This window comes from Blautia sp. AF19-10LB (assembly GCF_003461245.1).
Lineage (GTDB): Bacteria > Bacillota > Clostridia > Lachnospirales > Lachnospiraceae > Blautia_A > Blautia_A intestinihominis.
In genome coordinates this window covers 88,886-101,804 of the sequence record NZ_QTWS01000005.1, presented here as the reverse complement: position 1 = coordinate 101,804, position 12,919 = coordinate 88,886, and the positions used below count along the sequence as shown (strand labels likewise).

Annotated in this window: 11 protein-coding genes and 1 riboswitch; of the genes, 8 read left to right on the top strand and 3 right to left on the bottom strand. The window is 46.7% G+C overall.

Annotated elements, in window-relative coordinates:
* Positions 1-128: 128 nt before the first annotated feature.
* Both DWX28_RS04910 and nudC read right to left on the bottom strand, forming a co-directional pair.
* Positions 129-1,250 (bottom strand): glycerate kinase family protein, encoded by a 1,122-nt coding sequence (locus DWX28_RS04910; protein WP_118252031.1) that lies wholly within the window; start codon positions 1,248-1,250, stop codon positions 129-131.
* A gap of 311 nt (positions 1,251-1,561) precedes the next feature.
* Entirely contained in the window at positions 1,562-2,410 is an 849-nt protein-coding gene (gene nudC, locus DWX28_RS04905) for an NAD(+) diphosphatase (protein WP_022215759.1), read from the bottom strand.
* 208 nt (positions 2,411-2,618) lie between these two features.
* Positions 2,619-2,810, top strand: a riboswitch (cobalamin riboswitch).
* 366 nt (positions 2,811-3,176) lie between these two features.
* On the opposite strand from nudC, the gene DWX28_RS04900 reads away from it, so the two are divergent.
* Positions 3,177-3,458: a cysteine-rich small domain-containing protein gene (locus DWX28_RS04900; protein ID WP_022215760.1), complete on the top strand. Its 282-nt coding sequence runs from the start codon at positions 3,177-3,179 to the stop codon at positions 3,456-3,458.
* A gap of 608 nt (positions 3,459-4,066) precedes the next feature.
* Here the strand turns inward: DWX28_RS04900 and DWX28_RS04890 are convergent.
* Positions 4,067-4,780 (bottom strand): phosphatase, encoded by a 714-nt coding sequence (locus tag DWX28_RS04890; protein WP_118252029.1) that lies wholly within the window; start codon positions 4,778-4,780, stop codon positions 4,067-4,069.
* A 335-nt stretch (positions 4,781-5,115) separates the two neighbouring features.
* Here DWX28_RS04890 and DWX28_RS04885 point away from each other — a divergent pair, with 335 nt between their 5' ends.
* From DWX28_RS04885 to pduA, 7 genes are all read left to right on the top strand, one after another.
* Complete coding sequence (locus DWX28_RS04885; protein ID WP_118252063.1) at positions 5,116-7,635, top strand: glycyl radical protein; 2,520 nt, start codon at positions 5,116-5,118, stop codon at positions 7,633-7,635.
* A gap of 12 nt (positions 7,636-7,647) precedes the next feature.
* Positions 7,648-8,439 (top strand): glycyl-radical enzyme activating protein, encoded by a 792-nt coding sequence (locus DWX28_RS04880; protein ID WP_199611797.1) that lies wholly within the window; start codon positions 7,648-7,650, stop codon positions 8,437-8,439.
* A gap of 208 nt (positions 8,440-8,647) precedes the next feature.
* Positions 8,648-9,526, top strand: a complete 879-nt coding sequence (locus DWX28_RS04875; RefSeq protein WP_022215764.1) for a class II aldolase/adducin family protein — start codon at positions 8,648-8,650, stop codon at positions 9,524-9,526.
* Between the two features lie 43 nt (positions 9,527-9,569).
* On the top strand, positions 9,570-10,958 hold the full coding sequence (locus DWX28_RS04870; RefSeq protein ID WP_118252027.1) for an aldehyde dehydrogenase family protein: 1,389 nt from the start codon (positions 9,570-9,572) through the stop codon (positions 10,956-10,958).
* Between the two features lie 18 nt (positions 10,959-10,976).
* On the top strand, positions 10,977-12,218 hold the full coding sequence (locus tag DWX28_RS04865) for a zinc-dependent alcohol dehydrogenase (protein WP_022215766.1): 1,242 nt from the start codon (positions 10,977-10,979) through the stop codon (positions 12,216-12,218).
* Between the two features lie 23 nt (positions 12,219-12,241).
* Positions 12,242-12,556, top strand: a complete 315-nt coding sequence (locus DWX28_RS04860) for a BMC domain-containing protein (RefSeq protein WP_005427726.1) — start codon at positions 12,242-12,244, stop codon at positions 12,554-12,556.
* Positions 12,557-12,614: 58 nt separating this feature from the next.
* Complete coding sequence (pduA, locus tag DWX28_RS04855) at positions 12,615-12,890, top strand: propanediol utilization microcompartment protein PduA (RefSeq protein ID WP_022215767.1); 276 nt, start codon at positions 12,615-12,617, stop codon at positions 12,888-12,890.
* Positions 12,891-12,919: the final 29 nt, after the last annotated feature.

The following is a 12,919-nucleotide window of genomic DNA, read 5'->3' as shown; positions in this document are numbered from 1 at the left end:
TTTATATAGTAAAAAACCCGTTCTTCATATTATAACGAATCAGCCGCCAAAATACCAGTTTTATACGCAAAAAAGCCCGCTGGCATACGGGAGAGGGACCAGCGGGCAAAGGGAGAAAAGGGACAAAGTTAAAGCAGACGGAATACCTGTTCCACCGCTGCAGCCATATTGGCTTTGGCAGTAGCCGGATCCATGGCTTCACTGAGGGTGGAGATTCCACGGACGATCGGAAAAAATGCATCAATACCGGCTTCGTTGCAGGCAACGGCTTCTTTTGTGACGCTTCCTGCAAAAGCGACGGTTTTTGCACCATATTTTTTGCCGAGTTTTGCGACGCCTACAGGAGCTTTTCCCATGGCGGTCTGATGATCCAGACGACCCTCACCGGTTACGACAACATCGGCGTTTTTCATTTCGTCCTCAAGATGGACAGCATTCAGGATAAGCTGGATGCCAGGAGTCAGTTCTCCGTTTAAGTAGCTTAAGAATGCAAAACCAAGTCCGCCTGCGGCACCTGCACCGGATGCGTTCATGTTGTCTTTTCCGATGGTCTGTGAGGTAACTTTTGCATAGTTTTCCATTCCGGCATCGAGGACCGGAAGCATTTCGGAAGTAACGCCTTTCTGCGGACCATAGATGTAAGTGGCACCCTGGAAGCCGCAGAGCGGGTTTGTGACATCACATGCGATCTTGAAATTACACTGGGAGAGAAGCTCAGCATTGTCGGAAAGTCTGACAGAAGCCACTTTGGCAAGCGCCTGTCCGCCTTCGCCGGTGTCCTGACTGTCTTTGTCAAGGAAAGTAAATCCAAGAGCCTTAAGCATTCCGATCCCACCGTCATTGGTAGCACTGCCGCCGATTCCGATGATGAAATTGCGGATTCCCTTGTTGATGGCGTGAAGGATCATTTCACCGACACCGTAAGTGGTAGCGATCATAGGATCTTTCTGCTCGGAGATCGTGATCCCGGCGGCAGAAGCCATCTCCATGACAGCAGTGTTGGTGTCCTTGAGATAACCATAATATGCGTTGACCGGTTCATGATAAGGTCCGGTAACTGTGACATCGACACGTTCTCCATTCAGCCCTTCGATCAGGGCATCCGTAGTTCCCTCGCCGCCGTCAGCCAGTGGTTTGACGATCACTTCTGCATCTTTATGTGCGGCAAGAACGCCGGCTTTGACAGCCATGCCGGCTTCCATGGAAGTCATGCTTCCTTTAAATGAATCAACAGCAACTACAACTTTCATAACAAAACCCCCTGTTGGTAATGTGAATGTTTTTTTGAAAAAGCTGCTCAGGCAGTAAACGCAAATGTGTAAGGTGATTGGAGGAACTGAACAGCTTTGATGATGTTACTATAGCATGTGCGGGATGAAAAAGATATGTCTTTGATACTGAAAAATAAAGATAAATTTACGAAATATATATACTATATAACAAAATATTTGAAATGAAGCGGATAAAAGAATTGTAAAGTGCAGATCTGCATGATGAGTATAATGCGATAGTCTGAACGTGGTGTCTGCTTGTAAAAACAGATACCACGTTTGTCTATTCTTTATTTTGGTTCTTTTCCAGCAGCAAATACCATCATCATCTCGTTGGTAAGACTGCTGTTGTTGTCCTGACCGATAATTTGATCACGCTCAAACCACTGTGCTATGGAAAGCTCTTCGTGATCCACCGTGAGAGTATCCTCTCCGTCTACATCACAGAAAAATCCGAAAAGTAAAGTGCCGGAGAAGGACCATGGCTGGCTCTTGTAATAACGAAGATTTTTGACTTTAAGGCCGACCTCTTCCATGACCTCACGCTGGACGGTCTCTTCAATGGTTTCCCCAATTTCTGCAAATCCGGCGATCAGAGCATATTGTTTAAAACTCCGGCCTTCATATTTGGAACAAATGATCTTGTCACCGTTTGTGATGCCGACGATGACAGCCGGCATAAGTACCGGGTATTCCCGACGGCCGCAGGAAGGGCAGTACATCATACGCTCTTTTGTGTCATGCTTCATTGGTTTTCCACAGCATCCGCAGAAACGCCGATTTTTGTACCAGAACCAGAGCTGATATCCAGTGACTGTGGCGAAAGCAAGATACTGTGGCTGGACATAACGAAGCTCTCTTGTTTCATGGAATTCATAGCCCGGCAGCAGGGATGTATCAAGTCCCGGGATCAGATAAAAACGTTCCTGATCAATGGAAAAAAGATAGATATAATTTTCGTACAGATCGCTTACATTTCCTTCCAGTTCGCGAAAACGTGGAAGAGAGATGGAAACGTCATCTTCTTTTTTATGGAAGAAACACTTTCCATTTTCGTAAGCGAGAATGATGCTGTTGCCATCCGGTGTGACTGGTTTATATTCATTGTGATAAGTATGCGGTGCGATATCCTGAATCATAAAAAATCCTCCTTTTGGTGATAACTACGTAGTGGTCATGCAGGACCGGAAAATATAATTCAGTATAGGACACACGCAGAAAAAATGCAACACAGAGAAAAAACGGGTGTGAAAAGAGATTATAACTTTTTACTTATGAATTTGTGAAAAAAGTATCAGATACTATTGACAATGACCAAAGGGTATGCTATTATAATGTCAGTATAATTCCATATTGAACATATGAAGTGCTGGCTGTGTCCGCGTAGCAGTCAGAAGAGGGAATCAGGTGAGAGTCCTGAGCGATCCGGTCACTGTAACAGAGGAGCGAACCTTCATTATCCCATTGTACATAGTATGAGAAGGGGAAGGCAAGCGATGATCCTGAAGTCAGGAAACCTGCTTTGTATGGCGAGGTTAAACTTCCGTGTAAAGTGTAACAACCAACTTAGGGATATCCGCAGTCCCAGAGTGTTGTCTGCTTATTGGAAGCAGGCATTTTTTTATGGAATTCGCCTGTTCGTATGAATTATACCTCATGCTTGTAATTGCGGTGGCCGCCGCAGAGCATGGTAACCCATTAAGGGTATGATTAAATGGCAGGCGATACTGCTTCGGATGCATTCGTTCCCTCCGCATATTTGAACGGATTCATTGTCTACCCCGGAGCAGCATCGCAAATCCTCTATAAGAATGTTTGAATGACAGCATGACATTGGTCATAGCTGCTTTTTTTATATCTTCTTATAGGATATAATAGGATGAAAAGGGGATGGAGGTGAATATTATGGAGAAACCGTATTGGGAAGGGAAACATTATTCCTATTTCAGCAATAAGGAGTGTGAATATTTTCCATGCCATAAAGGGGCAGACCCGGAGAACTTTAATTGTCTGTTTTGTTATTGCCCGTTGTATGCACTGGGTGATAAATGTGGCGGGAATTTTAAGTTTACGGATAAGGGATTTAAGGACTGCACGGATTGTCAGCTGCCGCATAAGAGGAAGAATTATGGGTATGTGACTGGGAAGTATGCGGAGTTGGTGGAGTTGATGAAGAAGATGGGGTAGGTGAGGAATGGGGACGCCTACGGAGAAACACCTCCTGTGCGGGGACACGCTGCGTTTTCGGGATATGGTGAAATCCGCCTATGGATAACAGTTTTTGCAAACTCGCGCATGCTGCGCTCAGACAGAGCAAAAAGCTGTTATCGCGGATTTCGCCATATCCTCGAAAGCCTTGCTAAGTCCCCGTACAGGAGGTGTTTCTCCTACGGCTGACATTCGCTCACCGGGGTGTGGCCCCTGAACGCCGCCCGTAGGACGGCAGATTAGGGATGTTACAGTGGGAAAGCTGTTGCCATTATCTGCAATCTTGAATTTACTTACCAATACCAGGGCAGTGGCGCTCAAGGTGCCCGTACCCCGTCACAATTTGGCGCGTCGCGCGAACCTAAAACTACCCTGTGGAATTGCCAGGAGAGGTGCAGATGGGAGGCTGGCGGGCATTGCGAGGCTTCCGAGATTTGAGATGGGCTGGCTGCGGAGGGTGAGCATCTGTCTGAGCACCGTAAGGTGCGAGTTATGCGAACCCTCCCGCAAATAAGCCGCCCGTCTCAAACCCGGAAACGCAGCACCGCCCGCTGGACTCCCATCTGCACCTCTCCGTCCAACTTTCACTACCTCTCCTCTAACACCATCTTCAGCCGTGGAATGTCATTATTCAAGATCAGTTTTGCTGGGAACATCTCCTCATGCACGAATTCGGCGGCGTAGGTGAAGTCTCCGATGTGCTCAGCGCCGTGGCTGTCGCTGGAGAGGACGATCGGGATGTTGTATTTGCGGCAGCAGCGCAGGATCTCGCGGTTGTTGGCTCGGGTGTCTCCTCGGTAGCCGTAGGGGGCGAGGGAGGCTTCGTTGATTTCAAAGATCACTCCGAATTCTTTTGCTGCGACTGCAAGTGTCTCATAATCTGCTGGAAAATGCGGATTATCGCAATGTCCGAGGATTTTGACGCAGGGATGCTTCATAGCGTTCAGGTAAGCACTTGTATTTTCTTTTACAGAACCACTCTTATAATTTTGCGCGTGCATGCTCGCAATCGCGTAATCCAGTTTGTCAAGAAGTTTATCACTTAAATCTACATGTCCATCAACATCAAGGATATTCAGTTCAACTCCAAACAATAATTCAATCTCAAAGCGTTTCTTGGGAGAATAAGAAAGACTTCTGAAATAAGAAGAAGTTCCCGCGGCAAGTGTGCCAGGTCCATGGTCTGTGATCCCGAGCAGTTTAAGCCCCTTCTTTGAAGCCGCTTTTGCCATATCAGAAACGGTACAGGTCGTTCCGTGCCCGCTTGCGATGGAATGTGTATGTACATCAGAAAGATACATGTTTGTTCCTCCTCCGATCGGAAAAAATCGTTACTGTCAGATCCAATTACAGTAACAGAAACTATACTGATCTCAGTATGGCAGTCTAAAATCCAAAAGTCAACTCAAAAATCAAATTCCAAATAAAAACCAACACAAAACAAACAAAAACCACAACAAAACCCGCACAAAAAACCGATAAATACTGTTGGATTTCGTTGACATGCAGGAGCGTGTAGAGTATAATGGTTCTATATGAATCGTGGCGTCATAGCGCCTTAAGAGGTGCCAGTGGCATGTCCGCTGATACATATGAGATATGGCGTTTGAGACACCATAAGAAAGGAGACGTGGAGATGTTTAATACCACAGATATTCCAAAGTCATCCAGAATTCCGAAACTGGTTGAGGCACTTTATGCCCACATGCCGGTTATCGAATCTGCAAGGGCGAAGCTTATCACAGAATCGTACAAGGCCACAGAGGGACAGCCTACGATCACCAGACGTGCAGAAGCTTTTGCCCACATTCTCCGTAATATCCCGATCATCATCCGTGACAACGAACTGATTGTTGGAAGCAGCACGATCGCACCGCGAGGATGTCAGACTTTCCCGGAATTTTCCTACCAGTGGCTGGAGGATGAACTGGATACGGTTGAAACGAGGAGCGCAGACCCGTTTTACATTGCTGAGGAGACCAAGCAGGAGTTAAGAGAAGTACATAAATACTGGAAGGGCAAAACCTCCAGCGAACTTGCAACCTCCTACATGGCGCCGGAAGCAATCAGAGCAATCGAACACAATATTTTTACACCAGGCAACTATTTTTACAACGGTGTCGGACATGTAACTGTTAAATATGAAGAAGTTCTTGCAATCGGTTACAAGGGAATCATCGACAAAGCACAGGCAGAACTCGACAGATGTCAGGTTGGAGACGGCAATTACGTCAAGAAATCACATTTTCTTAAGGCAGTCATCCTTTCCTGCCAGGCAGTCATCGAATACGCAGAGCGTTATGCAGAGCTTGCGTCCCAGATGGCAGCAGAGTGTACCGATCCTGTACGTAAACAGGAACTTCTGCAGATCTCACAGAACTGCAGCCGTGTTCCGGCAAATGGAGCAACAAGCTTCTATGAAGCATGCCAGTCCTTCTGGTTTGTACAGCAGCTCCTTCAGGTTGAATCCAGCGGACATTCCATTTCCCCTGGACGTTTTGACCAGTATATGTATCCTTATTATAAGGCAGATCTTGACAAGGGCATCATCACAAGAGAATCCGCACAGGAACTTCTTGACTGTATCTGGGTCAAATTGAATGACCTCAACAAAGTCCGTGATGCAGCTTCCGCAGAGGGATTTGCAGGATACAGCCTTTTCCAGAACCTGATCGTCGGTGGTCAGGACAAGGACGGAAATGATGTTACCAATGACCTTTCTGTTATGTGTATCCTTGCATCTATGCATGTACACCTGCCGATGCCTTCCCTTTCCATCCGTGTATGGAATGGCTCCCCGCACGAACTGCTGATCAAGGCAGCCGAGCTTACAAGAACAGGTATCGGACTTCCGGCCTACTATAATGATGAAGTTATCATCCCGGCACTTCTGAACAGAGGACTGACTCTTGCAGATGCCAGAGAATACAACATCATCGGATGTGTAGAACCGCAGAAAGCCGGCAAGACAGATGGATGGCATGACGCAGCATTCTTCAATATGTGCCGCCCGCTGGAACTCGTATTCTCCAATGGTATGGACAAGGGCGAGCTTGTTGGTATCCAGACAGGCGATGTCACCAAGATGACAACCTTCGAGGAATTTTATGACGCATACAAGAAACAGATGGAATACTGTATTTCCCTTCTTGTAAATGCAGATAATGCGATCGACGTTGCACACGCAGAACGTGTACCGCTTCCATTTGAATCCTGTATGGTAGATGACTGCATCAGCAGAGGAATTTCCGTTCAGGAAGGCGGCGCGATCTACAACTTCACAGGACCGCAGGGCTTCGGTATCGCAAATATGGCAGATTCCCTGTATGCGATCCGCAAACTTGTATACGAAGACAAGAAAGTTTCCATGGAAGAATACAAAGAAGCTCTTGCATGGAACTATGACAAAGGACTTGATGAGCAGTCAGTCAAAGATATCTCCGAGATGATCCTCAAGGGAATGCAGGACGGCGGCATGAATGTTACAGAAGACACAGCCAAAGCAGTCCTTACAACAGTCATGAGACTGAAACCTACAGAGGAGCAGCTTCGCAGATTCACAGAGATCCATCACATGATCGACGAAGTTCCGAAATACGGAAATGCGATCGACGATGTTGACTATTTTGCAAGAGACGTAGCTTATACATACACACGCCCGATGCAGAAATACCACAATCCACGTGGAGGACAGTATCAGGCAGGTCTTTATCCGGTATCAGCAAACGTACCGCTTGGTGGACAGACAGGTGCAACACCGGATGGCCGTTATGCACATACACCGGTTGCAGATGGCGTTTCTCCATCCGCAGGCAAGGATGTCAAGGGACCGACAGCGGCAGCAACTTCCGTTTCCAGACTGGATCACTTCATCGTATCTAACGGAACACTGTTCAACCAGAAATTCCATCCGTCAGCACTGGCAGGAAGGGAAGGACTGGAGAAGTTTGTTTCCCTGATCCAGACCTTCTTTGATCAGAAGGGAATGCATATGCAGTTCAACGTTGTTGACCGTGAGACTCTTCTCGACGCGCAGAAACATCCGGAGAAATATTCTCATCTGGTTGTACGTGTTGCAGGCTACAGTGCACTGTTTACAACACTTTCCCGTTCTCTTCAGGATGATATAATCAGAAGAACAGAGCAGGGCTTCTAAAAGGAAGATATTATGGATTATTTACAGACAAAAGGTCGTATTTTTGATATCCAGAGATATTCGATCCACGATGGCCCGGGGATCCGTACGATCGTCTTTCTGAAGGGCTGCGTGCTCCGCTGCCGCTGGTGCTGTAATCCGGAATCACAGGAATACAAGATCCAGACCATGAAAGTCCTCGGTGAGGACAAGGTGATCGGCAGAGATGTTACAGTAGAAGAGATGATCCAGGTGGTTGAACAGGATCGCCCGTACTACCGGCGTTCCGGCGGCGGCCTGACCCTCTCCGGAGGTGAGAGCCTCTGCCAGCCGGAGTTCGCGAGAGACCTTCTCAGAGCTGCCAAGGAGCGGGGAATCAACACCGCCCTGGAGAGCATGGCATGTGCACCGTTTGAGGTGATCGAGGAAATCCTTCCATATCTTGATCTGTATCTGATGGATATGAAGCATACCAATCCGGCAAAACATAAGGAATTCACTGGTCGCCCGAATGATCTGATGATGGAAAATGCCCGTAAGGTTGCACTTTCCGGCAAATGCAAGCTGATCATCCGAGTTCCGGTTATTCCGACGTTCAATGCGACGGTAGAGGAGATCCAGGGAATCGCATCCTTTGCGAATAACCTGCCCGGAGTAGAGCAGCTTCACCTGCTTCCGTATCACCGTCTCGGACAGGATAAGTACACCGGACTTGGCAGAGAATATCTGATGGATGGCATCCTTCCACCGACCGCAGAGGAGATGAATACCCTCAAGAGAGCGGCAGAGGCAGTAAGCTCCCTGCACGTTCAGATCGGCGGCTGAGGACAATAAAGTTATGTTGCGAAAAACAACAAAAACAACATTCAAGAAACAATAAAAACAACATAAAACAACGATAATTTCTTGACAATCCAGGTTATGAGGAGTAAAATCTTCTTAGAAATAAAACAAAACCCAAGCTATGCCCTGAGGGTTATCCTAATCGCCCCCAGGGTACGGCAAACCACACTGCTTTAGGAGGAAAATAAGCATGGTAAACGAATTTGAAATCAAAAAACAAATCTGTGACATCGGAAGACGTATCTACAACCGTAACATGGTTGCAGCAAACGACGGAAACATTTCCGTAAAACTGAACGACAACGAATTCCTCTGCACACCAACAGGTGTATCCAAAGGATTCATGACACCAGAGTTCATCTGTAAAGTAGATGCTCAGGGTAACGTAATCCAGGCTAACCCGGGATTCAAACCATCTTCTGAGATTAAAATGCACATGAGAGTATATCAGAAGAGACCAGACGTAGGATCTGTTGTACATGCTCATCCGATCTATGCAACATCCTTCGCTATCGCTGGTATCCCGCTTACACAGCCGATCATGCCAGAAGCTGTTATCGCTCTTGGATGCGTTCCGATCGCTGAGTACGGTACACCTTCCACAATGGAGATTCCGGACAACCTTGAGAAATATCTGCCATACTTCGACGCAGTTCTTCTTGAGAACCACGGAGCTCTTACATGGAGCACAGACCTGAACGCTGCATACATGAAGATGGAATCCGTAGAATTCTACGCACAGCTTCTGTATCAGAGCAAACTCCTTGGCGGACCGAAGGAATTCGACAAAGAAAACATCAAGAAACTGTATGAGATCCGTCGTAAATTCGGTATGCCTGGTAAACATCCTGCAAACCTCTGCCAGAACAAAGACGGCGTAAACTGCCACAACTGCGGTGGAGCATGCCACAACGAAGAATACAAACAGTTCCCAGGATATCAGTATGATTTCGTAGGCGGAGCAGCACCGGCAGCAGAAACTACTACAGCAGCACCGGCAGCTAACGCAGATGCAGAACTGGTTGCAAACATCACAAAACAGGTTATGGCACAGCTTGGCCTGAAATAATTTACGGTCAGATAACCGGTAGACATTAAAGGAGGACAATCTCATGCCAATTAGTGAGAGCATGGTACAGGATATTGTACAGGAAGTAATGGCAAAAATGCAGATTGCAGATGCTCCGACAGGAAAACATGGCGTTTTCAAAGAAATGAACGATGCGATCGAAGCTGCCAAGAAAGCAGAACTGATCGTTAAGAAAATGTCCATGGATCAGAGAGAAAAAATCATCACCTGCATCCGTAAAAAAATCAAAGAAAATGCAGAAGTTATGGCTCGTATGGGCGTTGACGAAACCGGAATGGGTAATGTGGGAGACAAAATCCTCAAACATCATCTGGTAGCAGACAAGACACCTGGTACAGAGGACATCACAACAACTGCATGGTCAGGAGACAGAGGACTGACACTGATCGAAATGGGACCATTCGGTGTAATCGGTGCGATCACACCATGTACCAACCCAAGTGAAACAGTACTCTGCAATACAATCGGTATGCTGGCTGGCGGAAATACAGTAGTATTCAACCCGCATCCGGCTGCTATCAAGACTTCTATCTTTGCAATCAACCTGGTAAACGAAGCTTCTCTTGAAGCAGGCGGACCGGACAACATTGCAGTAACAGTTGAGAAGCCTACCCTTGAAACAAGCAATATCATGATGAAACATAAAGATATCCCGCTGATCGCAGCAACAGGCGGCCCTGGCGTTGTAACCGCAGTTCTTTCTTCCGGTAAGAGAGGAATCGGAGCCGGAGCAGGAAACCCGCCGGCAGTTGTTGATGAAACAGCTGATATCCGTAAGGCGGCACAGGACATCGTAAACGGATGTACATTTGATAACAACCTTCCATGTATCGCAGAGAAGGAAGTTGTTGCAGTATCTTCTGTAGTAGATGAACTGATGCACTACATGCTGACAGAAAACGACTGCTACCTGGCTTCCAAAGAAGAACAGGACAAATTAACAGAAGTTGTTCTGGCAGGCGGTAAACTGAACCGTAAATGTGTAGGTCGTGATGCAAAGACCCTTCTTTCCATGATCGGAGTAAACGCACCGGCAAATATCCGCTGCATCATCTTCGAAGGACCGAAGGAACATCCGCTTATCACAACAGAGCTTATGATGCCAATCCTTGGTATTGTAAGAGCCAAAGATTTTGATGATGCTGTAGAACAGGCTGTATGGCTTGAACATGGCAACCGTCACTCAGCACACATCCATTCCAAGAATGTTGATAACATTACCAAATATGCGAAAGCAATCGACACAGCAATCCTTGTTAAGAACGGCCCGTCCTATTCTGCACTTGGATTCGGTGGAGAAGGTTACTGTACATTCACAATCGCAAGCCGTACAGGAGAAGGTCTTACAAGTGCAAGCACCTTTACCAAGAGAAGACGCTGCGTAATGTCAGACAGCCTTTGCATTCGCTAATCAGGAGGAAATATTAAAATGGATATGAATAACGTAAATATTGAAGAAATCGTAAAACAGGTTCTTTCCGGAATGACCGGAAATGCACCGGCTCAGACAGCAGCACCGGCAGCTCAGGCTCCGGCAGCACCGACAGCTGATCCGGTAATCCCGAAAACAGCTCATGTTGCAATGCTGACAGCTCTGGAACACTATGAAATCAAAGAATTCCCGATGCCGGAAGTTGGAGATGACGATATCCTTGTTAAAGTAGAAGGATGCGGTATCTGCGGAACTGACGCACACGAATTCAAGAGAGACCCATTCGGTCTGATCCCTGTAGCTCTTGGACATGAGGGAACTGGTGAGATCGTAAAAATGGGTAAAAACGTTAAAGTTGATACAGCTGGAAAACCAGTTAAAGTCGGCGATAAAGTTGTTACATGTATGATCTTCAAGGATGATCCGGAAATCACAATGTTCGACCTCAACAAGAAAAATGTTGGTGGAGCAGATGTATACGGACTTCTTCCGGATGATGATGTACATCTTAACGGATGGTTCTCTGATTACATCCTGATCAGAGGAGGATCTTTTGGATCTACATTCTTCAACGTAAGTGATCTGGATCTGGATTCCCGTATCCTGATCGAGCCATGTGCAGTACTTATCCATGCAGTAGAAAGAGCAAAAACAACAGGAATCCTTAAATTCAACTCAAGAGTTGTTGTTCAGGGATGTGGACCGATCGGTCTTATCTGTATCGCTATCCTTCGTACCATGGGTATCGAAAACATCTGTGCAGTAGACGGAAATGCAAAACGTCTTGATTTCGCTAAGAAGATGGGTGCTGAAGTATCCGTTGACTTTACACAGTACAAAGGCATTGAAGCTCTTACAGAAGCTGTTAAAGAAGCTCAGGGCGGACATCTTGCAGATTTTGCATTCCAGTGTACAGGAAACCCGCACGCTCATGCAAATATCTACAAATTCATCCGCAACGGCGGTGGACTTTGCGAGCTTGGTTTCTTCATCAATGGTGGAGATGCAACAATCAACCCGCACTTCGATCTGTGTTCCAAAGAAATCAACCTGGTTGGTTCCTGGGTATACACACTGAGAGATTATGCAACAACATTTGATTTCCTCAAGAGAGCAAAAGCTATCGGACTTCCGATGTCTGATCTTATCACAGACAGATTCCCGCTTGAGCAGATCAATGAGGCACATCAGACAAACCTTGCAATGACAGGTCTTAAGATCGCGATCATTAATAAATAATCCGGAAATAAAGGAGAAGCAAAATGGCAGAAGCTGTAGGAATTTTGGAAGTATTTGGGCTGGCAACAGCCTTTGTAGCGGCAGATGCAGGTTGCAAGGCAGCCAATGTCCGCCTGGAGGTGTTCGACAAGAACAAACCTGCAAATGCTGACAGCCTGCCAGTACCGCTTCTGGTATGCATCAAATTCCGTGGAAGCGTTGAGGATGTTACCGCAGCTGTGGAAGCAGGAATGGCAGAAGCAAACCGGAGAACTGGTGTAGTGCAGCACTACGTAATACCGAATCCGACAGAGGATACGGTCAAGATGCTGAAAATCAGCGCCCTGGATAAAAGCTGACGCAGCTTAGATCCTGGTACAGTAATTAATTAAACAGATGATTCAGGAGGAAGAAATCATGGCACAGGAAGCTTTAGGAATGGTAGAGACCAGAGGACTGACAGCTGCAATCGAGGCAGCCGATGCAATGACAAAGGCAGCAGAAGTTGCACTGGTAGGAACTGAGAAGATCGGATCCGGACTGGTAACAGTTATGGTACGTGGTGATGTAGGAGCTGTCAAAGCAGCAGTAGAGAGCGGAAGCGCAGCAGCATCCAGACTTGGAGAGCTGGTAGCTACTCACGTAATCCCGAGACCACACACAGACGTAGAAAAAATTCTTCCAAAGATCTGATCTTAGCAGAATACATACAGATCAGTCAA

What these genes read in the sequence shown, in the direction of transcription:
- DWX28_RS04910 (WP_118252031.1), bottom strand. Translation starts at nt 1,250, where the DNA reads ATGAAAGTTGTAGTTGCTGTTGATTCATTTAAAGGAAGCATGACTTCC.
- nudC (WP_022215759.1), bottom strand. Translation starts at nt 2,410, where the DNA reads ATGATTCAGGATATCGCACCGCATACTTATCACAATGAATATAAACCA.
- DWX28_RS04900 (WP_022215760.1), top strand. Translation starts at nt 3,177, where the DNA reads ATGGAGAAACCGTATTGGGAAGGGAAACATTATTCCTATTTCAGCAAT.
- DWX28_RS04890 (WP_118252029.1), bottom strand. Translation starts at nt 4,780, where the DNA reads ATGTATCTTTCTGATGTACATACACATTCCATCGCAAGCGGGCACGGA.
- DWX28_RS04885 (WP_118252063.1), top strand. Translation starts at nt 5,116, where the DNA reads ATGTTTAATACCACAGATATTCCAAAGTCATCCAGAATTCCGAAACTG.
- DWX28_RS04880 (WP_199611797.1), top strand. Translation starts at nt 7,648, where the DNA reads ATGGATTATTTACAGACAAAAGGTCGTATTTTTGATATCCAGAGATAT.
- DWX28_RS04875 (WP_022215764.1), top strand. Translation starts at nt 8,648, where the DNA reads ATGGTAAACGAATTTGAAATCAAAAAACAAATCTGTGACATCGGAAGA.
- DWX28_RS04870 (WP_118252027.1), top strand. Translation starts at nt 9,570, where the DNA reads ATGCCAATTAGTGAGAGCATGGTACAGGATATTGTACAGGAAGTAATG.
- DWX28_RS04865 (WP_022215766.1), top strand. Translation starts at nt 10,977, where the DNA reads ATGGATATGAATAACGTAAATATTGAAGAAATCGTAAAACAGGTTCTT.
- DWX28_RS04860 (WP_005427726.1), top strand. Translation starts at nt 12,242, where the DNA reads ATGGCAGAAGCTGTAGGAATTTTGGAAGTATTTGGGCTGGCAACAGCC.
- pduA (WP_022215767.1), top strand. Translation starts at nt 12,615, where the DNA reads ATGGCACAGGAAGCTTTAGGAATGGTAGAGACCAGAGGACTGACAGCT.